The organism is Pseudomonas sp. PAMC 26793 (assembly GCF_000313235.1).
Taxonomy (GTDB): Bacteria; Pseudomonadota; Gammaproteobacteria; order Pseudomonadales; family Pseudomonadaceae; genus Aquipseudomonas; species Aquipseudomonas yamanorum.
The window spans coordinates 1-26301 of the sequence record NZ_AMXG01000043.1 but is presented as its reverse complement, the minus strand read 5'-3'; the positions used below and the strand labels follow the sequence as shown (position 1 = coordinate 26301).

The 26301-nt window shown below is 61.8% G+C and carries 26 protein-coding genes; 5 read left to right on the top strand and 21 right to left on the bottom strand.

The genetic code is table 11. The features are described from left to right. Positions 1–215: 215 nt before the first annotated feature. Both D109_RS0123320 and D109_RS0123315 read right to left on the bottom strand, forming a co-directional pair. The gene (locus D109_RS0123320) at positions 216–653 is read right to left on the bottom strand and encodes a carboxymuconolactone decarboxylase family protein (protein WP_017479000.1); all 438 of its coding nucleotides are present in this window, start codon (positions 651–653) and stop codon (positions 216–218) included. 111 nt (positions 654–764) lie between these two features. Continuing rightward, the gene (locus D109_RS0123315) at positions 765–1802 is read right to left on the bottom strand and encodes an AraC family transcriptional regulator (protein WP_017478999.1); all 1038 of its coding nucleotides are present in this window, start codon (positions 1800–1802) and stop codon (positions 765–767) included. Between the two features lie 203 nt (positions 1803–2005). Here D109_RS0123315 and D109_RS0123310 point away from each other — a divergent pair, with 203 nt between their 5' ends. Then, positions 2006–2947, top strand: coding sequence for a transporter (locus D109_RS0123310; RefSeq protein ID WP_017478998.1), 942 nt, complete (start codon positions 2006–2008; stop codon positions 2945–2947). Between the two features lie 119 nt (positions 2948–3066). Here the strand turns inward: D109_RS0123310 and D109_RS0123305 are convergent, their stop codons facing one another. The 5 genes from D109_RS0123305 to D109_RS0123285 all read right to left on the bottom strand — a co-directional run bounded on the left by D109_RS0123305 (position 3067) and on the right by D109_RS0123285 (position 8050). Next, positions 3067–4335, bottom strand: a complete 1269-nt coding sequence (locus tag D109_RS0123305; protein WP_017478997.1) for a DSD1 family PLP-dependent enzyme — start codon at positions 4333–4335, stop codon at positions 3067–3069. Beyond that, on the bottom strand, positions 4335–5663 hold the full coding sequence (locus D109_RS0123300; RefSeq protein ID WP_177325536.1) for a D-arabinono-1,4-lactone oxidase: 1329 nt from the start codon (positions 5661–5663) through the stop codon (positions 4335–4337). The genes D109_RS0123305 and D109_RS0123300 overlap by 1 nt, the downstream gene beginning before the upstream one ends. A gap of 77 nt (positions 5664–5740) precedes the next feature. Then, positions 5741–6109, bottom strand: coding sequence for a cytochrome c5 family protein (locus D109_RS0123295; RefSeq protein WP_017478995.1), 369 nt, complete (start codon positions 6107–6109; stop codon positions 5741–5743). A 234-nt stretch (positions 6110–6343) separates the two neighbouring features. Continuing rightward, the gene (locus tag D109_RS0123290; RefSeq protein ID WP_017478994.1) at positions 6344–7096 is read right to left on the bottom strand and encodes an outer membrane beta-barrel protein; all 753 of its coding nucleotides are present in this window, start codon (positions 7094–7096) and stop codon (positions 6344–6346) included. A gap of 123 nt (positions 7097–7219) precedes the next feature. After that, positions 7220–8050: an arylamine N-acetyltransferase gene (locus D109_RS0123285; RefSeq protein ID WP_017478993.1), complete on the bottom strand. Its 831-nt coding sequence runs from the start codon at positions 8048–8050 to the stop codon at positions 7220–7222. 158 nt (positions 8051–8208) lie between these two features. Between D109_RS0123285 and D109_RS0123280 the strand changes: the two genes are divergently transcribed. Further along, positions 8209–8454, top strand: a complete 246-nt coding sequence (locus tag D109_RS0123280) for a DUF6555 family protein (protein WP_023658994.1) — start codon at positions 8209–8211, stop codon at positions 8452–8454. 34 nt (positions 8455–8488) lie between these two features. Here D109_RS0123280 and D109_RS0123275 read toward each other — a convergent pair whose 3' ends face one another. Next, positions 8489–8683, bottom strand: a complete 195-nt coding sequence (locus tag D109_RS0123275; protein ID WP_017478992.1) for a DUF6021 family protein — start codon at positions 8681–8683, stop codon at positions 8489–8491. Positions 8684–8707: 24 nt separating this feature from the next. Beyond that, a complete protein-coding gene (locus D109_RS1000000134645; protein ID WP_017478991.1) occupies positions 8708–8881 on the bottom strand; it encodes a hypothetical protein in 174 nt (57 codons plus the stop codon). Between the two features lie 153 nt (positions 8882–9034). Between D109_RS1000000134645 and D109_RS0123265 the strand changes: the two genes are divergently transcribed. Next, positions 9035–9556, top strand: a complete 522-nt coding sequence (locus D109_RS0123265; protein ID WP_017478990.1) for a DUF3087 family protein — start codon at positions 9035–9037, stop codon at positions 9554–9556. A gap of 839 nt (positions 9557–10395) precedes the next feature. On the opposite strand, the gene D109_RS0123260 is transcribed toward D109_RS0123265, so the two are convergent. The 9 genes from D109_RS0123260 to D109_RS0123220 all read right to left on the bottom strand — a co-directional run bounded on the left by D109_RS0123260 (position 10396) and on the right by D109_RS0123220 (position 17129). Then, positions 10396–11526: an MFS transporter gene (locus D109_RS0123260; protein ID WP_017478989.1), complete on the bottom strand. Its 1131-nt coding sequence runs from the start codon at positions 11524–11526 to the stop codon at positions 10396–10398. 75 nt (positions 11527–11601) lie between these two features. Then, positions 11602–12966: an MFS transporter gene (locus D109_RS0123255; protein WP_026078173.1), complete on the bottom strand. Its 1365-nt coding sequence runs from the start codon at positions 12964–12966 to the stop codon at positions 11602–11604. 92 nt (positions 12967–13058) lie between these two features. Next, positions 13059–13595: an alpha/beta fold hydrolase gene (locus D109_RS0123250; RefSeq protein ID WP_017478987.1), complete on the bottom strand. Its 537-nt coding sequence runs from the start codon at positions 13593–13595 to the stop codon at positions 13059–13061. A gap of 3 nt (positions 13596–13598) precedes the next feature. Continuing rightward, positions 13599–14375, bottom strand: a complete 777-nt coding sequence (locus tag D109_RS0123245; RefSeq protein WP_017478986.1) for a DNA-binding domain-containing protein — start codon at positions 14373–14375, stop codon at positions 13599–13601. Continuing rightward, a complete protein-coding gene (locus tag D109_RS0123240) occupies positions 14372–15223 on the bottom strand; it encodes a DUF692 domain-containing protein (protein WP_017478985.1) in 852 nt (283 codons plus the stop codon). Before D109_RS0123240 ends, D109_RS0123245 begins: the two co-directional genes overlap by 4 nt. A gap of 98 nt (positions 15224–15321) precedes the next feature. Beyond that, positions 15322–15594 (bottom strand): hypothetical protein, encoded by a 273-nt coding sequence (locus D109_RS0123235; RefSeq protein ID WP_003211275.1) that lies wholly within the window; start codon positions 15592–15594, stop codon positions 15322–15324. A 24-nt stretch (positions 15595–15618) separates the two neighbouring features. Continuing rightward, positions 15619–16386 carry an alpha/beta fold hydrolase gene (locus D109_RS0123230; RefSeq protein ID WP_017478984.1) on the bottom strand — a complete coding sequence of 256 codons (768 nt, stop codon included), beginning with the start codon at positions 16384–16386 and terminating at the stop codon, positions 15619–15621. 45 nt (positions 16387–16431) lie between these two features. Beyond that, entirely contained in the window at positions 16432–16860 is a 429-nt protein-coding gene (locus D109_RS0123225; RefSeq protein WP_010175348.1) for a DoxX family protein, read from the bottom strand. After that, on the bottom strand, positions 16857–17129 hold the full coding sequence (locus D109_RS0123220) for a DUF2282 domain-containing protein (RefSeq protein ID WP_003211270.1): 273 nt from the start codon (positions 17127–17129) through the stop codon (positions 16857–16859). The genes D109_RS0123225 and D109_RS0123220 overlap by 4 nt, the downstream gene beginning before the upstream one ends. A 563-nt stretch (positions 17130–17692) precedes the next feature. Here D109_RS0123220 and D109_RS0123210 point away from each other — a divergent pair. Continuing rightward, positions 17693–20518, top strand: coding sequence for a winged helix-turn-helix domain-containing protein (locus tag D109_RS0123210; protein WP_017478982.1), 2826 nt, complete (start codon positions 17693–17695; stop codon positions 20516–20518). Between the two features lie 47 nt (positions 20519–20565). Here D109_RS0123210 and D109_RS0123205 read toward each other — a convergent pair whose 3' ends face one another. The 3 genes from D109_RS0123205 to D109_RS0123195 form a co-directional block, all read right to left on the bottom strand. Beyond that, positions 20566–21015 carry a hypothetical protein gene (locus D109_RS0123205; RefSeq protein WP_026078172.1) on the bottom strand — a complete coding sequence of 150 codons (450 nt, stop codon included), beginning with the start codon at positions 21013–21015 and terminating at the stop codon, positions 20566–20568. An 80-nt stretch (positions 21016–21095) separates the two neighbouring features. Next, positions 21096–22376, bottom strand: a complete 1281-nt coding sequence (locus D109_RS0123200) for a HAMP domain-containing sensor histidine kinase (protein WP_017478980.1) — start codon at positions 22374–22376, stop codon at positions 21096–21098. Further along, positions 22373–23056 carry a response regulator transcription factor gene (locus tag D109_RS0123195; RefSeq protein ID WP_017478979.1) on the bottom strand — a complete coding sequence of 228 codons (684 nt, stop codon included), beginning with the start codon at positions 23054–23056 and terminating at the stop codon, positions 22373–22375. Before D109_RS0123195 ends, D109_RS0123200 begins: the two co-directional genes overlap by 4 nt. 213 nt (positions 23057–23269) lie before the next feature. Between D109_RS0123195 and bamA the strand changes: the two genes are divergently transcribed. Further along, entirely contained in the window at positions 23270–25642 is a 2373-nt protein-coding gene (gene bamA, locus D109_RS0123190; protein ID WP_017478978.1) for an outer membrane protein assembly factor BamA, read from the top strand. The last annotated feature ends 659 nt before the right edge of the window (positions 25643–26301 follow it).

Genomic DNA, 26301 nt, shown 5'->3' with positions numbered 1-26301 from the left:
AAAGGTAGGAGCCGTCGAGCTTTAGCGAGGCCGCGATGGCGATGGATCAGCCTCATTGATCGTTCCCGCGCTCTGCGTGGGAATGCATCCCGTGACGCTCCGCGTCACCACTACGCAAGACTTGAACCTTGCATCGCCCGCTGGACGCAGAGCGTCCGGGGCGGCATTCCCACGCAGAGCGCGGGAACGATCAGTCATCCCGGCGTCTTGTCGGGTTATTTGGGCATCTTGCGAAAGCCCACTGCCAGACGGTTCCAGCTGTTGATGGTGGCGATCGCCACGCTCAGGTCGACTTGCTCTTGCGGGCTGAAGTGGGCGGCCAGTTCGGTGAAGTCTGCATCCGGTGCGTGGGTCTGGCTGAGCAGGGTCAGGCTTTCGGCCCAGGCCAGTGCGGCGCGTTCACGGGGGGTGAAGAACGGGGTTTCACGCCAGGCTGACAAGGTGTACAGGCGGCGCTCGGTCTCGCCACCCTTGCGGGCGTCGGCGGTGTGCATGTCGAGGCAGAAGGCGCAACCGTTGATTTGCGACACGCGCAGGCGAATCAGCTCCAGCAGCGGCAGTTCGATGGACAGTTTGCCGACGGCGGCCTCCAGGGCTAGCATGGCTTTCATGGCGTCCGGGGAGGCGGTGTAGAAGTCGGTACGAGCTTGCATGGTGGTACTCCAGAACAGTGGGGATTGGTGCCTAGAGTAGTGACGAGGTGGCGTTGGACAAATAGCCAATCCGGGGAAAGATCAGGTAGCCAATGGGACCAATCCTGACAGTCACCCCGGCCCTGCGCCTTCACCTCGAAATGCACTGGGGCTCAGGCCAGTCCAGCGCTTGAACGCCCGCCGAAAACTGCGCACATCGCTGTAGCCGACTTCCTCGGTGATCCGTTCGATGGACAACCCCGGGTTGCTCAACAACCCCATGGTCCGTGCCCTGCGCACCTGTTCCAGCAGGCCTTCAAAGGTCAACCCGTGCTCGGTCAGGCGTCGGCGCAAGGTACGCCCGCTCATGTTCAAGTCACTGGCGACCTTTTCCAGCTGGCTGCCCTGCAAATCCCGGGAAATCGCGCGCTCCACTGCCTGGATCAAATCCATTTTCTGATGCAGTTGCGCACTTTCCAGCTCCAGCAATTCCAGGGCCTGACGCAGGGCCAGGGCGTGGTGATTGGGCAGGCGCACGTCCAGCCAGTGGCTGGCCAGGACCATGCGGTTATGCAGGCAGCCGAAGCGCACATCGGCGCCAAACAGCTGGTGATAGTCGGCGACGTAGGTGGGCGCAGCGTGGATAAATTCGACCCGCAGCGGCATGAAGCCCTCGCCCACCAGCGCCCGGCCATACACCATCAGGCTCGCAAAGAACTCCTCCGCGGCAAACACCTGGACCTCGGCATAGGGCAGCAGGCATTCAATATCGACGAACACTTCCTGGGGGCCTTCATGGGTGCGCGAAGTGGCAATACCGCCGGAGGTGTGCTGGTGGCGTTCACCGATGGCAAAGGCATCGCGCAACGTCTTGCACAGTGAAATCACATGGCCGAGCAGGCCCAGGGTGCCGAGTACATTCTGATGGCCTACCCACAGGCCCAGCCCCTGGTCAGGCAACACCTTGAGTGCACGCTGGATCATCGCTACCGCCTGGCGATAGGAAATCCGTTGGGCCGGGTCGTCCAGGTCGGCCAGGGTAAATCCCAGGCCACGGCACAGGTGCTCGGCACTCGCGCCCTTTTGCGCAACCACTTGTCCGAGGGTTTGCAGCAAAAATGGCGAGACCAGGGCTAGGTCGTAGTGCGGACCAACGGCTTTCCTTTGCATGGGTGTTCGATTCCCGACTGAGTGCTTCAGTTCTTGTTTTGGAAACATCCTGACAATCATAGGCGCTTGCAAGAACCGCTGCACTCTGGATGAAAACTGTCCGCCAAAGTCCCCCTATGTGGCCGCCAATACCCTGCCCCGCTGGCCGTTCAGGGCTTATTTGTATAGGTAGCGTCGCCCTAACAATAATAATGAGCCCAGCCATGAACCCGACCCGTGCGTTTTACCCCGTGCAACTCGCCCTGTTGACCCTCATCAGCCTGCCGGCCCTGGCCACCGAAGGCGGCGTCGACAACATCGGCCCCGGTACCGACGGCTTCTATATCCTGCCGCTGGACGTGAACAACCTGCCGGACCACATGTTCGCCTTCAACATTTACTACAACCATTACGAAGCCAAGAAGCTCGACATCAGCTCCCTGGGTGGCAAGGTGCCGGACGTGAAGATCAAGTCCGACGCGATCATCCCGCGCCTGGATTACCTCAGCCCGCTGCGGGTATTCGGCGGGCGCCTGGGGGGCTACATCGCCCAGCCGTATCTGAAGCAACAGGTGTCGCTGTTCGGCATGTCCGACACCCGGGAAAGCATGGGCGACACTACCGTGGCGCCGATCATCCTCTGGGACCTGGGCAAGAACCTGACCGTGGGCACCGCCCTGGAAATCACCCTGCCCACCGGCGAGTACGACGCCACGCGCCTGGCCAATACCAGCAACAATTTCTACACCTACAAGCCGCTGGTGTCGGCGACCTGGTTGCCCAACGAGCGTACCGAGTTGTCGATCAAGACCACCTACAGCTTCAACAAGGAAAACCCCGATACCCATTACCGCTCGGGGCAGATTTTTCACTTCGATTACTCGGCCAGCTACAAGGTGACGGATAACCTCAGCCTTGGGCTCAACGGCTACTACCTCAAGCAGACCACCGACGATAAGCAGTACGGGCGTACCGTGGTGAACATCTACGGCGAGGATGTGGATGACGGGGTCAAGGGCCAGGTGTTTGCGATTGGCCCGGCGGTATATTTCACCTTCCTCAAGTACGCGAGTGCCGAGGTGCGCTGGGCCAAGGAGTTTGATGTGCAGAACCGGCCGGAAGGCGACATGTTGTGGGCGAAGTTGACGATTCCTCTCGCGCTGTAAATGCAGTCCCAAATGTGGGAGCGGGCCTGCTCGCGAATGCGGTGCATCAGTCACCGAAGATGTTGACTGATCTATTGCATTCGCGAGCAAGCCCGCTCCCACATTTTGATCGGGTTTCTTCAGGTGTAGACCGGCCAAGCGTCGACAATTTTCCCGCCCCGCACCGCCAGCAAATCCCCGAATTGCAACAGCACAAACTCGCTCTGGGTCGGGCGCAGAAACACCTGGTCTTCCACGTTCAGCCCCACCTTGGGCGAGCCGTTGACCATCTCCTGATTGGAGCTGCGCCCGTACAGGTCATTACTCTGCAAGCCCTTAGGCGATTCAAACTCGGCCATCCAGTTACCCCCATAAATAAAGAACGTGGCGCGCTGATTCGCATCCCACCACGAGAACAACCGCGACTTGCCATCCAGCGCCGGGATATCCACCGGCCCGGTGCTTTTCAACACGGGCGTGGCGATATAGGCCGCCGGCACATGCTCACTCAGCGACGGCAAGTCATAGTGCGTCGGCTTGAGCAACGCGGTGCCCACCGACACCTCGCTGCTGAGCTTTTCCTGCTCGTGAATGCGATAGCTCGGGCTGCCTGCCGTATTCAACGTCAGGCCATCCCGCCACAGCGGCGCAAAGTGCTGGCGGGTGTAATCCACATAGCCGTTGTAGCGCTGCATGACCTTGTCGAACAGGTCCTGGGACGAGCCGAGAATCCCCGGCACGCCCATGCCCACGAACGGGTCGTAGCCCATGAAGCCACTGAATTCCAGCTGCTGCGGATGCGCGCTGATCAGCGCCAGCATTTGCCCCAGCACCGCGTTGTCACTGATGCCGCCGCGATGCAGGCCCACATCCAGCTCGATATTGACCCGCAGTTTTGTGCCCATCCCCTGGGCCAGCGCCAGGTATTGCTGCAGCCGCTCGGGGGTGTCCAGCAGCCATTGCAACTGGCGGGACGGATCGAACGGGCCCTTGTGGGTTTGGTAAAACAGCTCGGCTGAGCGCACCGGCAACGGCTTGCCCAGCAGGATGTCAGCGTCGGGAAAGACCTGGGCGTCGTGATTCAGAAATGGCTGGTGAAACGACATCAGGCGCTGGGTGCCGGCACGCTTGGCGATGTAGGCCAGCAACCCCGGCGACGGCAGGGATTTTTCCACCAGCCGCAGGTGTTTGCCGCCGCGCTGCACGGACTGCATTACTACATCAATGTTGTGGTCCAGGCGATCGAGGTCGATCAGCATCACTGGGCGCATTGGCCCATGGGCCTTGAGTTCCTGGTTGAGGCTGCGGAAATACTCGCTGTATGGGCTGCCCCGGTCGCCGGGCCTGAGCAAGATGGCACCCCCCACCAGCAACACGCCGGTGCCGAGCATGAAATGTCTGCGGTTCATCAGGCCACTCCCAAAATTGATGACAGGTGCGCATTCAGAAATTTGCCGCTGGGGTCCAACTCGCGGCGCACCCGGGTGAATGCCTCCCAGCGCGGATACAGCGGCTGCAAGGTGCGCGCGTTAAGGGTGTGCAACTTGCCCCAGTGCGGACGGCCGGCGTATTTCCAGAAGATCGGTTCCACGGCGGCGAAGAAGTTGTGGTGGTCCATGGTGTAGTGCTGGTGCACGGAAATCGAACAGCTGTCCCGGCCCTCGAACATGCTCAGCGGAATGTCATCGGCCTTGACGTAGCGGTACTCGATGGGAAACCAGGTGCGCAGGTCCTTGTCATTGATCAGTTTGAGGATTTCCCGCAGGCACGCCGGGCCGTGCTCGGCGGGCACCGAATATTCCATCTCGTTGAAACGCACGTTGCGCACGTTGGCGTACACCTGGAACGACTCGGCGACGCGGTCATCGAAGCTCGCAAAAAACCGCAGGCTGTTGAGCAAGGTGCGGCGGGCGTCGGGGAAATCGCTGCCGTACTTGTCGAGTTTTTCGATGATCGACACAAACTCGTTGCCGCCCGCCTCCGCCGGGTCGATGGGCGGGGTTTCGGGGTCGGTGGTTTCATTCAGGGCGATGGACAAGGCGTAGTCGGAATGGGTCACCACGAGCATTTCCCAGTGCTGGTTTTCCCGGGTGTTTTTCCCCACGTCTTCCAGCAGTTCTTCGGTCTTGGCGATCCACTGGCGCTCCCGCAGGCGGTACGGCGCGCGGTTTTGCAGGCGGACCTGGGTGGCCACGCCGAGGGCGCCGAGGGACACCCGGGCGGCGCTGAACACCTCGGGGTGGCGGTTGGCGTCGCAGTCCAGCACCTCCCCCTGGGCCGTCACCAGTTGCAGGCCGGTGACGCAACCGGAGTACGAGGTGAAGCCCACGCCGGTGCCGTGGGTCGAGGTGGAGATCGCCCCGGCCAGGGTCTGGTAGTCGATATCCGCCATGTTCGGCAGCGCCTGGCCAACGTCCTTCAACGCCTGTCCCATGCGTGACATCGGCGTGCCGGCGGCGAAGGTGGCCTGCAAGGTGTGCGGATCGTGATCCAGCAGGCCATTGAAATAACTCAGGGACAGCAACGTGCCGTCGGTGGGCACCAGGGCGCTGAACGAATGGCCCGAGCCCACCGGCCGCACCTTGCCCGGCGCCTGGCCGATGACCTGCACCAGTTCATCGAGGTTCTTCGGCGCCAGCCGCGCCAGGGGCAAACAGGTTTGCGCCCCCGACCAGTTGCGCCAGGGAATCAGCCGCGGTGCCCGGGCCAACTGGGCCAGCACCGGGTTGCTGGTCAATGCCATGAACGCGCCAGCAACCGCGCCGCGCTGCAATAATTCTCGCCGTGAAAGCGCCATCGCCTACCCCGTTATTCTTATTGGATGTGTTGACCCGACATAAAGCTGATCAGCCCCAGGAATTGCGCTTCGGAGCACTGCACGCACAGGCCCATCGGCGGCATGCCGTTGTAGCCGTTGATGGTGTGGTCCAGCAGGGTATCCGGGCCCTGGGCGACGCGCGGGCTCCAGGCCGGGCCGTCACCGGTCAGCGGCGCGCCGGAGGCCGGGTTGGCGTGGCACAGCTTGCAACTGGTGTCGTAGACCTGGGCCAGGGCTGCGTCGCCGGGCATGGCATTGGCCGCCGTGGCGCGTTCGGGGGGATGTTTCGGTTTGTCGCCACAGGCTGTCAGCAGGCAGGTCACGGCCAGCAGCAGACTGATGCGACGGGGGTTGATTGCCCGCATAGCCACCCTCTCTCTTATTGTGTGAAAGCGTGATCCACACTAAGGCAGCCAGGGCAAGGCGTTGAGGGTATTGGGGGACAGAAAGGGGGGCTTGGGCGGACAGGGTTCAGCGGCTGATCGTTCCCACGCTCTGCGTGGGAACGCCGCCTTGGACGCTCTGCGTCCGCGTTGTGACGCAGAGCGTCACGGGATGCATTCCCACGCAGAGCGTGGGAACAATCAGTCAGGCAGATTTTAGAACGCGATACCAACCTTGAACCCATACTCGTCACGCTTGAGCTTGGTGTTGTCGGCCACATACGAGTCGCCATCGAGCTTGTACTCGGTGCGGGTGTAGTACAGGCCCGCCATCACCGGCAGGTCGCCTTTCTGGTTCATCAGCAGGCTGACTTCGGCGTACGGGTTGGTGCGGTCCTTGAGGTCCACGGTGTCGCTGCCGATGCCGTCGACCTTGAGCTTGGCGCGGCCGTCGATGGTGCGGCGGGCACCCAGCTCAACGCGCATGGTCATGTCGTCAAACTGGTGGTTGTAGCCCAGCGCCGCCTTGGCAAACGGCGATTTGTTGGTGAGTTTCACGTCGTAGTCGCCCGAGTCCGGCTCGTAGCGGGTCCAGCTGTAGCCGCCACCCACCAGCACGTCGACGAAGTTGCGCGCATCCAGCGCGGCACGCCAGCCGAGGTCGAGGTCGGCCTGGCCTTCCTTGAGCTTGTTGTCGCTCTTTTCACCGTACTTGGCTTCGATACCGGCCTGGTAGATAAAGCCGGATTCAGCCGTCAGCTTGTTGCCGAAGTTATAAAACAGGCCGGCTTCGGGCATGTGGTCCTTGTCGCTCTGGCTACCGCCTTCGAGTTTGAAGTCGTTGTAGCTGCCGAGGATACCGAAGGTGGAAATCGGGTCGGTCGGCGCTGCGGCGAACACCACACCCGGTGCTGCGATCAGGGCCAGGACCGAGGAATGCTTGAGGATTTTTCCGAATAGTTTGGACATCGTTTTACGTCTCCATTGTAGGTGGCAAATTATTCAGGAAACGCTTCGAACCCTCGTTTTGGCGAAAGGTTCGAATTAATTTGCACCTTTTTTGAGGTAAAACGGTTCAGCGATGGCTCTATATCAGGCTTCTTGGACGGGGACCAGTAAACGGCCGAGAATTGGCCGCAACTGTGGATGCTCCGGCAAGCGAATGCCGAAGCTGGCTTGCAGCAGCGTCAGCAGCTCGTCCACATCCTCGATGACACGCTTCTCGCTGGCCCGGTCCAGGTGGTGAATCGCGTACTGGCCATTGTTCAGGGTGCGGCGAAATCCCGGCCCAATGAGTGCGACTTTCAACTGGCTGAGGAACGACGAGTCCGGGTGGGTAGAGACGTACCAGTTGCCGATTTCGTAGTCGATGCGTGACTGCAACTGCAGGTCGAATACATAGAGGCCACGCCACTCCCCCGCTACCTGTGCCCACAAGGTGTAGCTGCCCTCGTTCAGGCTCAGGCGATAGGGTTCATGGGCCGTGGCCTGGGTGGCGTCGGTGTCCAGTTGCAACGGGCTGGTGGGCACCATGCCACCAAAGCCCACATCGCTGATGTAACGCACGCCATCCAGGGTCACCAGGCTCAGGCGGTGGGTGCGCCCCGTCAGCGCATCGGGCGGCCCGCCCATCACCACGCGGCCGGTGATGCCCCGCGCGTCGAAGCCTAACTCCTGCAACAAGGCCAGGAACATCTGGTTCAGCTCGTAGCAATAACCACCCCGCCCGTCGAACAGGACTTTGTGCTCAACGCTCGGCAAATCGATGGGTACAGGCACGCGCAGCAAGGTCGACAGGTTTTCAAACGCGAAGGTACTGACGTGGCGCAACTGCAAATCCTGCAGGGTTTGCAAGGTGGGCGGTGGCGGCGTGTCGTAGCCCAAACGTTGCAGGTAGAGGCGGCTGTGGGTCAGCTCAGGCATGACGCAATCCTTGAGTCGGTGGCGAAGGCACCACTAATACCCTGACGACCGTTGTTTGCCAATTGTGATTTGAATCAAATGCAAGCCCTCGGATGCATAAACTTTCTGAACCTTTCTGAACCGATTTATATCCATTCAAAACAAGACAGGGAGGCATCATGAGTACCGCAATGATCTACACCATCCACTACTTGCTACACGGCGAACCGAAAACCTTTGTGGTGCGTGCCGAGGTCATGAACAACGCCGAAGCGTGGCATTGGGCGGCCGTTGACGCCGACATTGCCCACGTGGGGCGGATAGGCCGACCGGGCCATGAGCGGGTGAAAAAGACCACTCGGCCCTGGGCGGAGAAGTTCGGCATCACTGAGGTGACATGGACAGCCCCGAAACGGCTTGGCTGAGGAAAAAAAGCCCCGCTCGACGGCGGGGCTTGTTTCACTTCTTCAGATCACCGAGGGGATCATAGGCCGGCTTCTTGCCGGTTTTTTCTGGCTTGTCCAACGGGGCAATGGCAGGGCCTACCGGGTCGACCTGCGGGTCGGCGACGTCCGGAGAATCGGGGTCGAAACCCAATTCGTCCTTGCCGCTGGAATGCTCGGATGAATGCGGGCCGGTTGTACTGTTAGTCATAACTATCTCCTTGGCGCGCCGGGTTTACTGCGGGCGGGCCTTGTCGTGCAGGTTTTCCAGGTCTTCTTCGACCCGCTCTTCGTCGTCTTGCCGTTCGGCGGGATCGTTGGGGCGCAGGGCGTCGTTGTCACGCTCCTCTTCGCCGGGCGTACGGTCGGGGTTGGGTGTGCCGGGCGGCTGTTGCTGGTACCGGGTCATGGTTCACCTCGCTTGGGGGTCGGTTGCCTACAAGGTTTAGAGAAATTGCTGTGTGCCATCGTTCAACCTGATTACCGTCACTCCGACGGGCGAAGCATGAGAAGATGCCGGCCGATGCGATACCCCTACTCTGCCCATGGAGACTGCACCCGGATGTTTGAACTCAAACCCTGCGACCCGATTACCTTTCGCCAGCAGACCCGTCGCAGCACGCTGATTGTCGCGGGGCTGTTTGTGGTGTTGGCGATGGTGCTTTCCAGCCTGGCGGTGATGGTGTTTGGCGAGCCTGGGGGGGATAACTTTCGCTTTAATGTGGGCGGGGTGTTTGCCGGGGTGTTGATTACCGTGGGGTTGGTACGGGGGCCGTTCTGGAGCCAGGCGTGGCTGGCGCCGGCGGTGTATGGGTGGCAGCTCAAGCGCAGTTTGATGAGTGTGACGAATGTGATGCACAAGGTGACTGACGGGGTGAAGGTGAATGATCCGGTGGCGATCAAGTTGCTGCGGTTTTATCACCTTGGGTTGATGCAGATGCACGAACTGGACGCTAATTCGAGTTCTCAGGCGCAGTTGGTGCGGGAGGTTGATGAGCATCTGGAGAAGATGCGGGGGTTGGGGATTGAGCCTGACCAGACGCGGCTGGATCCGGATTGGGTTGAGGCGGTGAAGGGTCGCTGATTGGGGTGTGCATATCCGTTGCTGCGGTAACGGCCACTTAGGGTTCCGCCCTTACGGCGGCTCACTTTTGAAGAGCGCAAAAGTAAGCAAAACGCTCTTGCCCCACCACTCGGCACCTCGCCCAGGCTCGGTGTGCCCTCACTCCGGCTTTGGACCGTGGGCCGCCGCGATGGGCCATCCTTGGCCCAGCGCGGCTAACCCGGCGTCCTGCCGGGTTACCCACGCTCCAAAGCCTGCGTTCGGCCAGCGTGGTTTAACGGGGCGCCTAAGATCAAGATCAAGATCAAAAGCACAGCGGCCTACAGGCCGGCTTGAGTGTTTAAAAGCCAAATCAAAAGCTAAAGCGGACACGGTTCAAATGTGGGAGCTGGCTTGCCTGCGATGGCATCGCCTCGGTGTGTCTGATGTACCGAGTTGTCTGCATCGCAGGCAAGCCAGCTCCCACAGAAAAGCAGAGCTGCATCAGCTTCAGATTTGGCTTTCGCTCTGGATCTTGCCTTTGCTTTTAACACTCAAGCCGGCCGGTAGGCCGCTGTGCTTTTGCTTTTGATTTTGATCTGCGGGCCCCGTTAACCACGATGGCCGCAAGTAGGCACGGTGGAGCGGGTAAATCGGCAGGGATGCCGATTTAGCCGCGCCGGGCCAATGGATGGCCCGTCGCGGCGGCCCGCGGTAATCGGGCCGGAGTGCGGGCATGCCGAGCCTAGGCGAGGCACCGAGTGGTGGGGCAAAGACCTTTTGGTTACTTTTGGGGCGTTTGCCAAAAGTGACCCGCTGTAAGAGCGGAACCATAGGTCGCCGTTACCTAAATAACGGATATGTACCCCCCTCCCCCCATCTCATGCTAACCCCCTGGCCCGCCAGCAAAACACCGCACTAACGGCAATCGCCGCCCCCGCCACACCAAACACCCAAGGCGCCGACGCCACCGGCAACAACAACCCCGCCAGCAAAGGCCCAAGCCCCGCCCCAACATCCCGCCACACCGCATTCGACGCCAACGCCGAAACCCGCATCGCCCCCGGATTACGCTCCGCCACCAACGTCGTCACCAGCGGCAACTGCAACGCCCGCAACACCAGCACCGCCGCCGCCCCCACAATCACCCAGTGACTACCAAACGCCCCCAACGCCAACGCACTGAGAAACGAAAACAGCAACAACATCGAAGTCGCACCAAACTGCTGCGCCGCGCGACCACCCAGGGGACTCAGAAGCAACTCCGAAACATATCGCAGCGCCATCAACCCACCGGCAATTAATACCGCATTCCCACCCAACAGCTTCTGCGCCTGAATCGACAGACCAAAAATAAACAGCCCATCCAGCGCCACCCCTTCGATAAACGACCAGGTCGCCACACTGTCAGGCAACTTGAACCGCCGCCCCGGCGTGCCATGCAAATTGTGACCCGCAGTCGGCAACCCCCGCGCCATCCACAACCCCACCAGGCAACACACCGCCAGAATCCAGAAGATCGGCCGCGGCCCCACCTGTAACGTCAGCCACCCACCCAACGGCAAGGCCAGCATCGGCCCCAGGGCAATCAACGCCCGCGACCGCCCCGCCCGACGCGCCGCACCCAGCGGTTCAGAAGTGGCCAACACTTGAGTGGAAAGGTTCAACGCCGCAAAACACAGGCCCCAGACCAACCGCAGGCCGAGCAAGGCCGCAAAGCCGGACAACATCGAGTTACCAAGGGCGCACACCGCCGCCGCGCCGGCGGCGATGGAGCACGTCAGCCGATCACCGTTACGGGCGTAGAAATTCAGAACATGCTTGTAGCCAAAGATCCGCACCAGACGGTTGGCCGCCAGCAGCACCCCGGCCTGGGCCAGGGTGATTCCGAACGCCTGGGACTCCATCGGCAGTACCAGGTACAGCAACACGTCACTGGGCAGGCACAGGCCAAGGGTCAGCGCGGCACGGCGGGAGTGGGAATCAGCACTGCGTTGGGCCAGATCAGACATAAAAGCTGAAACATTCAGAATTATTTAGACGGCCACGGTAGCCGTCTCCCTCAATGTTTTACAAGGCCCAAATAATTAAACCTTGGCGCCGTCCTGCATCAGCCGAAACCCGCTGGCCACCGCGCCCACCAGGGCAAACCCGCACCCCAGCCACAACGCGTACTGCGGGCCGCTGCTCAGGGACAAGTGGAAGCACAACGCCACCAATGAAGCGCCGAGTGTCTGCCCCATCAGCCGCGACGTGGCGACAATCCCGCTGGCACCGCCACTGCGGGCGATGGGCGCGCTGGTCATGATCGCCTTGAGGTTGGGGGACTGGAAGAAGCCGAACCCGGCGCCGCACAGGGCCATGCGCCAGCCGATGTCGAAGGTCGAAGCGTCGTTGCCCAGGGTCGCCAGCGAGGCCATGCCCGCGCTCAACATCACCAGGCCGATGCCGCACAGCAACGCCAGGGAGATACGGTCCGCCAGGCGCCCGGCAATCAGCGCCATCACCGCCACCACTGCCGGCCACGGGGTCATCAGGAAGCCGGTGGCCACCTGGCTGTGACCCAGCCCCGTTTGCAACAGGAATGGCAGCGACACAAACGCCAGGCCCTGGGCGCTGAACGCGCAAATCGCGGTGAGGGCCGACAAGGTGAACAGCGGGCGCTTGAACAGGTCCACCGCCAGCATCGGCGCCGGGTGCCCGGCCTGACGGCGGATCAGCAACAGCCCGCACAGCAGCGCCACGGCGATCAGCCCGAGGGTCAACACGACCTGCGCACCGTGCACCGCCGAGCCCAGGCCCAGCACCAGCAGGGCGAACAACCCTGCACAGAGAATCGCCGCCAGCCGGTCGAAGGCATGCCCGGTGATCGGGATCACCGGAATCGCACGCACCCCGAGCCACAAGGCCAATGCCCCCAGGGGCAGGTTGATCAGGTACAACCAGTGCCAGGTGGCCACCGACAGAATCGCCGACGCGGCCGTGGGCCCCAACGTAAAGGCCAGCCCCACCACCAGCGAGTTATACCCCAGCCCTCGGCCGAGTATTTTTGCCGGGTAGATATGCCGCAACAGCGCAATGTTCACGCTCATGATCGCCGCCGCACCCAGGCCCTGCACCACCCGGGCGGCAGTCAGCGTCGGCAGCGACCAGGCCAGCCCGCAGAACAGAGATGCCACGACAAACACCAGCAAGCCGCCGAGGAACACCCGGCGGTGGCCGATCACGTCACTCAGGGAAGCAAAGGGCAGCACGGCGGCGATGGTCGCCAGTTGGTAGGCGTTGACCACCCAGATCACCGAAGCGGAGTCGGTACCAATGCCTTCGGCCAGTGTGGGCAACGCGGTGTTGACGATGGCCGTGTCGAGGGTCGCCATGCCGATCCCCAGGGAAATGGCGACAACCGCCGCAAGACGTTTATCACTGGGCAACCCATCAGCTACTGAAGACATGGACAATCCGCACACATGGCAAAGGCCTCTAGATTACGGGCAGCGACCTTTTTTTTCAGCGGGCAAATGCGCGGCTGTCCAAATATTCATGTTCAGGTGCGCCATTTGCCCATCCGCGCCATCTGCACCAGCACCTCAGCCAGGGCGGGCTGCGGCGCGCTGTTGACGGTGACCAGCGCCACGCAACGGCTTGGCCGCAAGGTGGCCGCTGCTGTGACGGCACGACCGCCGAGATCGAACCCACCCAGCACTGCCTCGGGGATGTGCAAGGCGTTCATCAGGTCCAGCACGTCCTGGCCGAGCACCACTTCCTGGGTGTTGGCAGGTGCAGCCTTGTCCAGTTGCGTGGTGCTGCCATGGCCTCGCAGGTACGGGATGACCACCCGAAAGCCCTGGGACACCAGATGCGGCGCGACCTCGGCGAAACGCTCAAGGTCGCCGTCAGCACCATGCAGCAAAATGATCGGCCGGCCGTCTTCCGGCCCGGCTTCGTAGTAGCCGATATCCAGCAGGTCGGTGCTGACCTGGCGGATCGTCCAGGGCGCAGGCGCCGCCAATACCGGCAGTGACAGCGCGATTGAAGCAATGGCGCTGGAAATCAGAAAGCGACGGCGATTGAAAAAAGACATGGGTTATAGCTCCAAAAAATTCGACATTGGAAGGTCGTCAACGACCCCCACAATCAACTCGCTGCCGATCCAGCCGGCCAGCCATTCACCGGCCTTCGCCACACCCTGCTCTTCCCCCAGGCGCTCCACCAGAAACTCGCACAACCCGGCAAAACTGCCGTCGCCTTGCAGGTGCACCAACGCCTGGAACTCCAAAGCCTCGACTTGCCGCAAGCGCGACGTAAACTGCCGACGCCACACCAACAGCCCACCGGCCTCGGCCAGCATCACCGCCTCGGGCGCCGGGGTTTGCTGCCACAACGCCGACCAGATGGCCTCGGCGTTGGTGGTCAGCCCGTGGCAACGCAGGGATGGCGTGAGTTGCAGGCTCGCGGTGTCCCAATCCACCGCCGCCAGCGCGTCCATGGGCAGCGGGCTGGCATCGGCGGCGACAAATGCCTCGTTGAGCGACGACTCGATCCAGGCCAGTTCATGCACGTCGGGATTGTTGGGGAACCGTTCACCCAGGGTCAGGTGAAAGCCCTCGGGATAGACATCCAGGGTCCAGGCATGGGGTGGATACCGGTCGATATGGCCGACGCACGCGGCCAGAAACGCCTCATCCCCCAGCCAGCGCCGCAGGTTGGGAAACGCCTGTTCCAGGCAACCCACCAACTGCGCCCGGTAGTTGTTCTGGTAAACCGCCAGGCCTGCGGCTTTGTTACCCAGCAACTGGGCAGACTCCTCCGAAGCACTCACCAGCCAGGCGTGAAACGCCTGCTGCCACTGCGCCAGGTTCATGGCCGCACCTGCGCGCGCTTGTAGGCCTCGGAAGCGCCCAGCATCCGGGCGATCGACAGTTCTTCAAGCAGCTCGGCCAAGGGCGGGATCTCGTCATCGCGCTCGATCATCGTGGCGACCGGGCCAAGCAACGCAACGGCCTTGGCATACAAATCCCAGACCCCGTCACACACCGGGCTGTCATGGCTGTCGATCAGCAAATCGCGGCCCTGGCTGTGGCCGGCCAGGTGAATCTGCCGCACCCGCTCGGCCGGAATCCCGTCGAGAAATGCCAGGGCGTCGAAGCCATGGTTGCTGGCGCTGACAAACACATTATTGACGTCCAGCAACAGCTCGCAGCCGGTGCGCCGGGACATGGCGGCGATGAATTCCCACTCGCTCATGGATGCGCCATCAAAGGCCAGGTAGCTGGACGGGTTTTCAAACAGCATTGCGCGGCCCAACACGTCCTGAGCCCTGTCGATATTGGCGCAGACCCGGTCCAGTGCCTCGTCGGTGTAGGGCACCGGCAGCAAATCGTGGGCGTTGAAGCCGCCACTGCGGGACCAGCTCAGGTGGTCGGAAACAAACAGCGGTTCGATCTCGTCCACCAGCGACTTGAGGCGCTTCAGATAGTCGAGATCCAGCCCCTCGGCGCTGCCGATCGACATCGACACCCCATGCAACGCCACCGGGTAGCGCTCACGAATCTGGCGCAGGATATGCCGGGGCTGGCCGCCCGCGACCATGAAATTCTCGGAGATCACTTCGACGAAATCCACCGCCACCATGGTCTCCAGGAACTCGCAGTAGTGCTCCTTGCGCAGCCCCAGGCCGTAGCCCGGAAAACGCGGGTTGGGTGTCGGCATCACAGGGTCTCCGTTAAAAAACTGTAGGAGCGAGCTTGCTCGCGAAAAACCCGAGAACAACGCGAGGTGCCAGGCACCCCGCGCTATCGTTAACGGTCTTACTTCGGCTCAGTCGTGGTGCCGCCCAGCTTCAAGCATTCGGACGGAGTCTTGACGACAACGCCCTGGCCCTTGCAGCTGTTGAGGCCCTTGCAATCGTTCTTGGCCGTAGCGCACAAGCTTTCGCCCTTGCAGTTGTTCACGCCGTAGCAACGACCCGGCTGTTCCGGCTGGTCGGCGGCGCTGGCGGCAGCCGCGAAAGAGGCGGACGCCATGGCGATCAGGGCGGCAGCAGTGGCAAGGCTCAAGCGGGATTTAATGGACGTGCTCATGGGTATTACTCCTCAGGGTGGGGTTTATTTGATGACGGATGCAGCGTCTTCGATGACCTTCGCCACAGCCTCGGGCTGGGAGATGTACACCGAGTGGCTGGCCTTGATTTCAGTGACTTTCGAGCCGGCGCGCTTGTACATCCAGCGCTGCAGATCGGGGCTCAAGGCACGGTCTTCGGTGGACACCACGGCGTAGGTCGGCTTCTTGTGCCAGGCCGCAGCCCACACGGTGCCGCCGAACAGCGCGGTGGTGGCCGGCACCTGGGAGGCGGCCATGAAGTCGGTGCGGTTGGTGGTCAGGTCGGCGGCAAAATCGGCATTGAATTTGGTGCGATCAAAGAACAGGTGCCCGTCGCGGGTCTGCTTGATGTCATTGCTCGGCGCCGGCATCGAAGACAGCAGTTGGCTCATGTTCTCGCCGACTTCCGGTTGCAGGGCCGAGACATAGACCATCGACTTGACCTTGTCGCGGTCACCGGCAATCGAGATCACCCCGCCGCCGGAACTGTGCCCCACCAGCACCACCGGGCCGACTTGCTGCTCGAGCACTTCGCGGGCCTCGGCCACGTCGGCGGCAAGGCTTTCATGGCCCTGATGCACCACGGTGACCTTGTAGCCCTTGTGAATCAGGATGTCGTGCACCACTCGCCAACCGGAGCCGTCGACGAAGGAACCGGGCACGATCACCACGCTTTTGCCGGTGCCCGGCTGAGGCTTGGCTGCATCGGCGGCCGAGGCCACTAACGGTGTAGCGAGGGCCATGGCGATCGCCAGGGAAGAAAGAATACGCATGCGACTCTCCACAGGCCTTGGGGCCTGATCATTGTTGTGAAAGGGTTAACGGCGTTGGCCGGACAACACGCGGTCCAGTGACCAGGCCCCGCCGCCATACGCCAGCAGCGGCAGCAACAGCCCGGCCCAGGTCAGGTGGGTCGGCCAGGCATCGGGGTACACGAACACCTCGATCACCAGGGTCATGCCCAACAGCGCGGCGGCCGCCGGGCGGGTCAGCAGGCCCAGCACCAGCAACAGCGGGAACAGATGCTCGGCGTAGGTAGCCAGGTGTGCCGCCCAGTCCGGCGGCACCAGCGGCAAGGCGTATTCCGAGCGAAACAAGGTGTAGGTCGACGGCTTGAGTTGCAGAAAACCGGTCACCTTGGTGCGGCCCGAGAGGAAAAACACCGAAGCGATGCCGACACGAGCCACCAGCAACAGCAGCGCCTCAGGCAGCACGCGCTTGAGCACCGCAGGGGCCAGGGCAATCATGGTTGTTCCGTCAGGCTGCCGAAGCCTTTGGGGGTTTTGATCTGGGTGCAGGTGCCTTTGTCCACCAGCACCCAGGCGTTGCCCTGGTAATCCGCCTTGGCGGTACCGGCGCAGGAAGTCCCGGCACCGGCGGCGCAATCGTTGGCGCCGGCGAGGGAGACGCCGAAGCATTTTTCCTGAGGCTTGGCATCCTCGGCATGGGCGGTGGCGGCGAAGGCACCGAGGGACAGTGCGAGGGTGGCGGCAAGGGCCGCGTAGTGGCGCTTCATGGTTGAATCTCCTGGCTTGACTGAATGTGGCCAGGGCGCTTGTGCGGTGCGTGACCACTTGCGCCATCTGGTAGACAGATTTAAAGCCAGGCGTGTATCCCGTCTGTGTCGCGTTCCCTCCTGCTAATCATGCCGCTGTATCAGATGGGTGCTGATACACAGTCTGATACACAGCCACCAACCACCGCCGTTTTATTCGGCATCCCGAACGACACAATTAGAAATATTCGCCTTTCCGAACACTCCTCCTTGGCCGCCTCCGACGACCTCAAAAATCACCATAAATTTCATACGGTTGTTGTCATCTTTGTTACATGCCAACTGGCATACATTCTGCTACATCAGGTTTTCTAGTAATAAAATGTTTCTAAATTGAAACAGTCTCATCGCCTGAACCCCAACGGCCCCGCGCCCTATAACAACGTCCATGCCCCAAAGGAGGGCGGCAACTCTCACCTTTTTGATCGACTTCAACTCTCCAAGCCTGCTGCCGCACGTAAGCACCCAAAGGGCGAATGGCCTGATCGCCAATAACAAGCCCGACTACAAAAAAGGACAAATTGATGAGTTCGAGCAAATACCCCGCAGTGTCCTTCACGGACCTCGTCCCCCAGGCCCCGGACCACACCGAGAATGCTATCGGTTTTGGCCCCTTTCTCTTGTTGGCGCGCCAGCATGTATTGCTGCGCAACGGCGAGCCGGTGACCCTCGGCAGCCGCGCCTTGTACTTGCTGATCGCCCTCGCCAGCCGGGCTGGCGAGTTGCTGGAAAAGTCCGAACTGATCTCCTTCGCCTGGCCCAAGGTGGTGGTGGAGGAATGCAACCTGCGCGCACAGATCGTTGCCCTGCGCCGCGCGTTGGGGGATGACGGTAACTTCAGCTACATCGTCACCGTGCCAGGCCGGGGTTATCGGTTTGTCGCGCCGGTGACGATGCAGGCGGTGAGTGACGGCGCAATGACCCAGGCCCTGCTGCCTGCCCCGACCGTGGAGGCACCGAACCTGCAACCACCGCCAGGCACGGTGATTGGCCGCGAACAGCTGATCCTGAGCCTGGCTGACCAGCTTCTGAGCCAGCGTTTCCTGACCATCACCGGCCCCGGCGGCATCGGCAAGACCACGGTCGCTCTGGCCGTGGCGCAACTGCTGCAGGGCCGCTTTCACCAGGGCATGTGCTTCGTCGACCTGGCCCCCGCCACCAGCGGCCAATGGGTGGCCGGCATGCTCGCCAACGCCCTGGGCATCCAGAGCGTGAGTGACGACCCCTTGCAAAGCGTGGCCTCGATGCTCGCCAACAGCCCGCTGCTGCTGGTGCTCGACAACTGCGAACACGTGCTGCAAGACACCGCCGACGCCGTCGAAGTGCTGCTGCGCTGCGCGCCCCAGTGTTGCGTGCTGACCACCAGCCGCGAACCGCTGCGGGCCGAAGGCGAACGGGTGCACGACCTGGCACCGCTGCTGGTGCCGGACGAAGACTTAAACCTGAGCGCCGAGCAAGCCATGACCTGGTCCGGCATCGCGTTGTTTATCGAACGGGTCAAGGCCCTGGATCCCGGCTTCGTGTTCAAGGACGCCGACGTCGCCGCCGCCAGCGCCATCTGCCGCAAGCTCGACAGCAATGCCCTGGCCATCGAAATCGCGGCGGCGCGGGTGCGCACCTTCGGCATTCAGGACCTGGTGGGCTTGCTCGACGGCAGCTTCCGCCTGCAAATGACCGGCCGACGCACCGCCCTCGCCCGCCACCGTTCACTGAGCGCGACCCTGGACTGGACCTACTCGATGCTCACCGGCGACGAACAGGCCATGCTACGCCAACTGGCGGTGTTCAGCGGCTCCTTCACCCTGGATGCAGTCAAGGCCATGACCGCCAGCAGCGCCCTCGATGCCCGCAACGCCCTGCCCCTGCTGGAAAGCCTGATGGACAAGTCGCTGCTGATCGCTGGTGAATCCCAGTTGCTCAAGCGCTACCGCCTGCTGGAAACCACTCGCGCCTACGCCCTGGAGAAACTCAACGAACACGGCGAAGCCGATGCGACCCGTCAGCGTCATGCACGGTATGCCCTCGAGGTTTTGCAGGAAGCCGGGCAGACCCTCGACAGCCTTTCTCCCGAGACCTGGCTTGGCCTCTATGGCCCGGAAATCAACACCGTCCGCGCCGCACTGGAGTGGGCCTTTTCAGCCTCGGGCGACCTGCCCACCGGCATCGAACTGACCCTGGGCGGCGTGCCGTTGTGGCTGCGCCTGTCGCTGGTCAGCGAGTGCCGTACCTGGGTCGACAAAGGCCTGGCCAGCGCCGACACCACCCCGCTGCCGCTGCGCCAGCGCATGCTGTTGCAAACCGCCCTGGCCAGTGTGCTGATGCTCACCTACGGCACCGGCGGGCCGATGCGCGAAGCCTGGCGCCAGGTGCGTGAAGACGCCCGCGACCTGGGCGATGCCGAGCACAAACTGCGGGCGCTGTGGGGCCTGTGGAGTGACCGCTGCGGCTGCAACCAGTACGCCGAAGCGCTGGAACTGGCCGAGCGCTACATCAGCCTGAGCCACTGCGGCAACCAGCAACTGCTGGGTAAACGCATGCGTGCGGTGGCGTTGTTTCACATGGGCGACCTGGCCGGCGCCCGGCAGAATATCGACGAGGCACTGGGGTCACCGTCGGCCCCGCGCTCGCACATTATCGACGTGCATTTCGACCAGCGCATCGCCGCCCGCTGCCTCAAGGCAAAGGTGCAATTGCTGGAAGGCGATGTCGACCCGGCGCTGCGCCTGATCGGCAGTTGCGTCGATGAAGCCATCACCCTCGATCATCCCGCGACCCTCTGGTACACCCTGTGCCTGGGGGCGATTCCCCTGGCGTTGTTGGCGTCCAACCTGCCCAAGGTGCGTTATTACCTGGGCTTGCTGCAGGGCAGCACCACGCAACAAGACCTGCATATCTGGCGCCAGTTTCGGTTGTGTTTCGAGAGCATCCTGCTGATTCGCCAGGGCTCGCCGGAAGACGGCGTGCCGCTGCTGGGCGAGGCGTTGCATCACCTCAGTGGGCAGGGAGACAGCCAGCTGTACAGCTTGCTGCGCTGTGAATACGCCTTGGGCCTGGCGCGGCTGGGCCTGGAGAAGCTGGCGCTGGAGGTGTTGGAAGACACCTTGCAATTGGCGCTGGGGCGCCATGAGCACTGGTTCGTGCCGCAGATGCTGCGGATCAAGGCGCAACTGATTCTGCGCCAGGCCCAGTACGGTTCGGTGGACAAGGCCAAGGTGTTGCTGCGCCAGGCGTGGGTGGATGCGCAGTTGGCCGGGGCGCACTTCTGGCGGGCGCAGATTGCCAATGACTTGGCCAGGTTGCAGGAACCGAAGATGCGGATTGCTTCATTGCCACGGTTTCAGCATCGGTAGGCGACCGCAGCGACCGTCGCCCGGGGCCGCTGTTGCTGGCCTCGGGGTTACTGATCCGCTGCATAAATGATGGTTTGTGCGCCGTCTTGAGCAGCGGGTCGACGGGTGAAGTAGGTGTCGCCTTCATCCGTATGAATCTCGTACTCAACCTTGCTGGCCGCACGGCCCGTGGCGGTGGCGTGCTTGATGATTTTCAGCACGCGCTGGAATTTCACGCTTTGGGTGCCATTCTGGTTGGGCCCGGTGAGCACATTGACGCTTTGAAACCAACCATCGTTCTTCTTGTTCGCCACCAGGGCGCCGGTCATGGCTTCAAACCGCTCCAGCCGGGTGAAGCCCCACAGGGTCTGCTCTTCCACGGTTTGGCCCAGAGCCGCCGAGCCGGTAAACACGAACAGGTTGATCGCCGGGCTGTCTTCGCAAAAGAAATCGTAAGGCACCAGCCCGTCGACCATTTTCTTGCCGGCCACGAAGCCTTTTTTGTGCACTTGAAACATCGCCACCTCCACGCCAATGGCGTCACTGAACATCAGCTCACGCAGAGGAAAAGTCTAAGGGCGCGAGGCGTACAGGGCGGTCAAGCCAATGTAATATCGTGTAAAGATCCCACCCGAGGCAGGATGATTTCCACGCTCAACCCGCCGGATGGCTCGTTGTGCGCCTCGATGGTGCCGCCATGCATTTCCACGGACCTCAAGGCAATTGCCAGGCCCAGTCCGAAGCCGGCATCGGCGTCATTCGGGCCGCGTTCGAAGGGTTGGAAAATGCTCCGCAACCGCTGGTTTTCAACACCGGGCCCCTGATCAGTGATCAACACCCTCAGCCAGCGCATGTCGGGACTGACCTCAGCCGAAACCAGCACTGTCGTATCAGGCCGCGTGTAGCGCACCGCATTTCGAAGGACATTCTCGAAACACCGATACAGCAGCTCGCCGCTGGCACGACTGACAAAGTCAGGACACGCCTGCAAGCTGACACGACAGCCCTTGATGCCCGCCTCAAACTGCGCGTCCTCGACAATCACGGCCAGCAATTCGACGATATCCACCGGCTCACGCTCGATACTTTCGGGGCGGCCCTGCACGCGCGCCAGGGTCAACAGCGCCTCGATCAAGGTGTCCATGCGCCCCGATTCTCGCTGGATGCGCCCAAGCATTTCCTGGCGTGCCGGGTCTTGCTGCAGCAGCCCGATGGCCGCTTGCAGGCGCGTCAACGGTGAACGCAGCTCGTGGGAGATGTCGTGCAACAGCTGCTGCTGGGCCTCTACCAGCAGTTTCAGCTGGTTGGCCATGCGGTCACAGTCTTCGGCCAAGTCGACGATTTCATCACGGCGCCGGCCCATCATCGGTCGCACCCGGGTTTCGAAGCGCCCCAGGGCCACGTCACCCATCGCCCTGCGCAGATACGCCAACGGCCACGCCAGGTAGTAGGCCATGTAACCGCTGAACAGCGCACTCATCACCGTGCCGATGATCAGCGGAATCCAATGGCCCAGGCGTCCGGGCTCGTGGGGAGGATGGGAAGACCTGAGCGACAGCGTGACCCCGTCCTTGCTGATAAGCGATTTTTCATAGGCTGGCTGCGGGACCGGCGTGCCGGCCAGCAATTGACCGGCATTGTCATAGACGCCAATCGCCTGGCCATGGACCGGCTCCCACACCGTCAGGAGCTGACGCCCCGAGTCGACACCGTATTGCTCCAGCAACTGTTCTTCGCTGGCCAGGATCGCATCCAGATGATGGTCCCCGGGGCCCAGGCTGCCCGCCACCAGAATGCTCAACCCCACCAGAAACGTCAGGCTGGTGGCCAGCCAGAACGCCAGGAAGAGTTTCCAGAACAGCCGGCTGGGCTTCATCATTCGGCAATCAACAGGTAACCGAGACCGCGCACGCTCTGGATCCAGCCCTTGGCATCGGGGCGCGGGCCCAACTTCTGGCGAATGCTGCTGATGTGCACGTCGATGCGCCGGTCATAACGGGTCAACGGGCAGCCCAGGGCATTGAGCGACAGGTCCTTTTTGCTCACCACCTGGCCGGCGCACCGGGCCAGGACTTCAAGCAGGCTGAATTCGGTACTGGTCAGCCCCAGTTCGCAGCCCTTCCAGAGGGCCTGGCGTTTACCGGGCCACAGCACCAGGGCGCCGGTCTTGATCACGTCTGCGGCCGGCGGGTCCACAGGCTGCACCCGGCGCATGATCGCGCGCAGCCGCGCCACCAGCTCACCCGGAGAGCTGGGTTTGGGCACATAATCGTCCGCGCCCAGTTCCAGCCCGGTGATCCGGTCGATGTTGTCGCCCCGGGCGGTGAGCAACACCACCGGCACCTGGCTGCTGGCGCGGATACGCCGGAGCACCTCGATGCCCGAGAGCCTGGGCAGCATCACATCCAGCACCACAATGCTGTAGCGCCCCGACAGCGCCTCAACCTCACCCTCCTCGCCGGTGTGCACGCAGGTCGCCTCAAAGCCTTCATGCTCCAGGTATTGGCCCAGCATTTCAGTCAGTTCCTGGTCATCGTCGACTAGCAATACGCGGATCATGGCGAGCTCGTGAAAGGGTACCCCCACAGTATCGCCCAGCCTCATCGCCTGCTGGCCAACCTTTACCTAACTTGACACTTGGTTAACCGCACCAAACCCCCGCCGCTCTTATGCTTGCCGTCCACCCGTCTGGCCGCGTTGTGGTGACCCGTCTGCGGCGAGTCATCCCGGCGCGCTTGCGCTGCTTGTCGATGTGTTCTGGAAAAGATCTTGATGAATTTTTCGCGCCTGCTCTGCTCGGTTGCGCTGCTGCTCAATGTCACACTTGCACACGCTGAAGCTTTCAAAATCTCGGATATCCGTATCAACGGTCTGCAACGGGTCTCTGCGGGCAGCGTGTTTGGTGCCTTGCCGCTGAACGTGGGGGACGAAGCGGATGACCGCCGGCTGGTGGATTCCACCCGCGCGCTGTTCAAGACCGGCTTCTTCCAGGACATACAACTGAGCCGCGACGGCACGGTGCTGATCATCAATGTGGTGGAGCGCCCGTCGGTGGCGAGCATCGAGTTCGAAGGCAACAAGGCCATTTCCACCGAAGACCTGCTCAAAGGCATGAAGCAATCGGGCCTGGCCGAGGGCGAGATCTTCCAGCGCGCCACCCTGGAGGGCATGCGCAACGAACTGCAGCGCCAGTACGTGGCCCAGGGTCGTTACTCGGCCACCGTCGACACCGAAGTGCTGCCGCAACCGCGTAACCGCGTGGGCCTGAAGGTCAAGATCGACGAAGGCTCCGTGGCCGCGATCCAGCACGTCAACGTGGTGGGCAACCATGTGTTTACCGACAAGGAACTGATCGGCACCTTCACCCTCAAGACCAGCAACTGGCTGTCGTTCTTCACCAACGATGACAAATACGCCCGTGAAAAACTCACCGGAGACCTGGAGCGCCTGCGCTCCTACTACCTGGACCGTGGCTATATCAACATGGACATCACCTCGACCCAGGTGTCCATCACCCCGGACAAGAAGCACGTCTATATCACCGTCAACATCAACGAAGGCGAGAAATACAGGGTACGGGACGTGAAGCTCAGCGGCGACTTGAAAGTGCCCCAGGACCAGCTCGAGGCGCTGTTGCTGGTGCAGAAGGGCCAGGTGTTCTCGCGCAAGCTGATGACCACCACCTCCGACCTGATCACCCGGCGCCTGGGTAACGACGGCTACACCTTCGCCAACGTCAACGGCGTGCCCACGCCCCACGATGACGACCACACCGTGGACATCGTGTTTGCCGTCGACCCGGGCAAACGGGCCTACGTGAACCGCATCAACTTCCGTGGCAACACCAAGACCGACGACCAGGTGCTGCGCCGGGAAATGCGCCAGATGGAAGGTGGCTGGGCCTCGACCTACCTGATCGACCAGTCCAAGGTCCGCCTTGAGCGCCTGGGTTTCTTCAAGGAGGTCAACGTCGAAACCCCGGCTGTGGCGGGTGTCGACGACCAGCTTGATGTGAACTACGCCGTCGAAGAGCAGGCGTCCGGTTCGATTACCGCCAGCGTCGGCTTTGCCCAGGACGCGGGGCTGATCCTCGGTGGCTCGATCACCCAGAACAACTTCCTGGGCACCGGTGATTACGCCAGCCTGGGGTTGACCCGTTCGCAGTACCAGAGCAAGTACAACATCGGCTTTACCAATCCCTACTTCACGCCGGACGGCGTGAGCCTGGGCTACAACGCGTTCTACAGCGCCACCGATTACAACAACTACTACGACGATGGCAGTGGTGTTTCCTACTACTCCATCAACAGTTACGGCCTCGGCGCCACCCTCGGCTACCCGATCAATGAGACCTCGCGGTTGAGTTTCGGCCTGACGGTGCAACACGACAGTATCGACCCGGGCACCTACAGCTCTGATGAGATTTACGATTTCCTGCAGCGTGAAGGCAGTGAGTTCACCAACTTCAAGGCGAACCTGGGGTGGTCGGAGTCGACGTTGAACAAAGGGGTGATGCCGACCCGTGGTTACTCGCAGAACCTGAACCTGACAGTGACGCTTCCGGGCAGTGACTTGAGTTTCTACAAACTGGATTATTCCGGGCAGACGTTTGTGCCGATCACCAATTCGACGACGCTGCGGTTGCATACCAAGCTCGGCTATGGCAACGGGTATGGCTCGACGAACGGCCTGCCGTTCTATGAGAACTACACCGCTGGCGGTGAGGGCTCGGTGCGCGGTTTTGAGAGCGGCACGCTTGGGCCGCGTAGTACACCGGCCACGGGCACCTATGCCAGTGCGGGTCAGCAGTACTACTCCGACCGCAGCCCTGAAGCGTTGGGGGGCAATATCCTGATCACGGGTGGGGCGGAATATCTGTTTCCGATGCCGTTTCTCAAGGACAACAAATCGGTGCGTACCTCGGTCTTCTGGGATGTGGGCAATGTTTATTCGGACAAGTGCGCCCTCAGCACCACCCAGGGTTGCAATGGGGTTGACCTGAGTCAGTTGGGGGCTTCGGTGGGGGTTGGGGCTACGTGGTATAGCCCGCTGGGGCCGCTGAGTATCAACCTGGCGTTGCCGGTTCGTACGCCGGAGAATGCGACCAAGCAGGTGTTCCAGTTCTCCATGGGGCAGAATTTCTGATCTGCCTGGGTACATATCCGTTTTTGCGGTTATGGCCGCTATGGGTTTCGCTCTTACAGCGGCTCACTTTTGAAGAGCGCAAAAGTAAGCAAAACGCTCTTGCCCCACCACTCGGCTCCTCGCCTAGGCTCGGAGTGCCCTCACTCCGGCTTTGGACCGTGGGCCGCCGCGATGGGCCATCCATGGCCCAGCGCGGCTAACCCGGCGTCCTGCCGGGTTACCCACGCTCCAAAGCCTGCGTTCGGCCAGCGTGGTTTAACGGGGCGCCTAAGATCAAAATCAAGATCAGATCAAAGCACAGCGGCCTACCGGCCGGCTTGAGTGTTAAAAGCAAAATCAAAAGCTAAAGCGGGCACGGTCCAAATGTGGGAGCGGGCTTGCTCGCGAAGGTCGTTAACGATGACGCGGGCATTCTGATGAACGCGGCGCTCTCAGGTTTTTCGCGAGCAAGCCCGCTCCCACAGAAAAGCAGATCTGTTTTCGCTCTGGTCTTTGCTTTTGCTTTTAACACTCAAGCCGGCCGGGAGGCCGCTGTGCTCTGCTTTTGATCTGCTTTTGATCTTGATCTTAGGCGCCCCGTTAAACCACGATGGCCGCAAGTAGGCACAGTGGAGCGGGTAAATCGGCAAGGATGCCGATTTAGCCGCGCCGGGCCATGG

What these genes read in the sequence shown, in the direction of transcription:
- D109_RS0123320 (WP_017479000.1), bottom strand. Translation starts at nt 653, where the DNA reads ATGCAAGCTCGTACCGACTTCTACACCGCCTCCCCGGACGCCATGAAA.
- D109_RS0123315 (WP_017478999.1), bottom strand. Translation starts at nt 1,802, where the DNA reads ATGCAAAGGAAAGCCGTTGGTCCGCACTACGACCTAGCCCTGGTCTCG.
- D109_RS0123310 (WP_017478998.1), top strand. Translation starts at nt 2,006, where the DNA reads ATGAACCCGACCCGTGCGTTTTACCCCGTGCAACTCGCCCTGTTGACC.
- D109_RS0123305 (WP_017478997.1), bottom strand. Translation starts at nt 4,335, where the DNA reads ATGAACCGCAGACATTTCATGCTCGGCACCGGCGTGTTGCTGGTGGGG.
- D109_RS0123295 (WP_017478995.1), bottom strand. Translation starts at nt 6,109, where the DNA reads ATGCGGGCAATCAACCCCCGTCGCATCAGTCTGCTGCTGGCCGTGACC.
- D109_RS0123290 (WP_017478994.1), bottom strand. Translation starts at nt 7,096, where the DNA reads ATGTCCAAACTATTCGGAAAAATCCTCAAGCATTCCTCGGTCCTGGCC.
- D109_RS0123285 (WP_017478993.1), bottom strand. Translation starts at nt 8,050, where the DNA reads ATGCCTGAGCTGACCCACAGCCGCCTCTACCTGCAACGTTTGGGCTAC.
- D109_RS0123280 (WP_023658994.1), top strand. Translation starts at nt 8,209, where the DNA reads ATGAGTACCGCAATGATCTACACCATCCACTACTTGCTACACGGCGAA.
- D109_RS0123275 (WP_017478992.1), bottom strand. Translation starts at nt 8,683, where the DNA reads ATGACTAACAGTACAACCGGCCCGCATTCATCCGAGCATTCCAGCGGC.
- D109_RS1000000134645 (WP_017478991.1), bottom strand. Translation starts at nt 8,881, where the DNA reads ATGACCCGGTACCAGCAACAGCCGCCCGGCACACCCAACCCCGACCGT.
- D109_RS0123265 (WP_017478990.1), top strand. Translation starts at nt 9,035, where the DNA reads ATGTTTGAACTCAAACCCTGCGACCCGATTACCTTTCGCCAGCAGACC.
- D109_RS0123260 (WP_017478989.1), bottom strand. Translation starts at nt 11,526, where the DNA reads ATGTCTGATCTGGCCCAACGCAGTGCTGATTCCCACTCCCGCCGTGCC.
- D109_RS0123255 (WP_026078173.1), bottom strand. Translation starts at nt 12,966, where the DNA reads ATGTCTTCAGTAGCTGATGGGTTGCCCAGTGATAAACGTCTTGCGGCG.
- D109_RS0123250 (WP_017478987.1), bottom strand. Translation starts at nt 13,595, where the DNA reads ATGTCTTTTTTCAATCGCCGTCGCTTTCTGATTTCCAGCGCCATTGCT.
- D109_RS0123245 (WP_017478986.1), bottom strand. Translation starts at nt 14,375, where the DNA reads ATGAACCTGGCGCAGTGGCAGCAGGCGTTTCACGCCTGGCTGGTGAGT.
- D109_RS0123240 (WP_017478985.1), bottom strand. Translation starts at nt 15,223, where the DNA reads ATGCCGACACCCAACCCGCGTTTTCCGGGCTACGGCCTGGGGCTGCGC.
- D109_RS0123235 (WP_003211275.1), bottom strand. Translation starts at nt 15,594, where the DNA reads ATGAGCACGTCCATTAAATCCCGCTTGAGCCTTGCCACTGCTGCCGCC.
- D109_RS0123230 (WP_017478984.1), bottom strand. Translation starts at nt 16,386, where the DNA reads ATGCGTATTCTTTCTTCCCTGGCGATCGCCATGGCCCTCGCTACACCG.
- D109_RS0123225 (WP_010175348.1), bottom strand. Translation starts at nt 16,860, where the DNA reads ATGATTGCCCTGGCCCCTGCGGTGCTCAAGCGCGTGCTGCCTGAGGCG.
- D109_RS0123220 (WP_003211270.1), bottom strand. Translation starts at nt 17,129, where the DNA reads ATGAAGCGCCACTACGCGGCCCTTGCCGCCACCCTCGCACTGTCCCTC.
- D109_RS0123210 (WP_017478982.1), top strand. Translation starts at nt 17,693, where the DNA reads ATGAGTTCGAGCAAATACCCCGCAGTGTCCTTCACGGACCTCGTCCCC.
- D109_RS0123205 (WP_026078172.1), bottom strand. Translation starts at nt 21,015, where the DNA reads ATGTTTCAAGTGCACAAAAAAGGCTTCGTGGCCGGCAAGAAAATGGTC.
- D109_RS0123200 (WP_017478980.1), bottom strand. Translation starts at nt 22,376, where the DNA reads ATGATGAAGCCCAGCCGGCTGTTCTGGAAACTCTTCCTGGCGTTCTGG.
- D109_RS0123195 (WP_017478979.1), bottom strand. Translation starts at nt 23,056, where the DNA reads ATGATCCGCGTATTGCTAGTCGACGATGACCAGGAACTGACTGAAATG.
- bamA (WP_017478978.1), top strand. Translation starts at nt 23,270, where the DNA reads ATGAATTTTTCGCGCCTGCTCTGCTCGGTTGCGCTGCTGCTCAATGTC.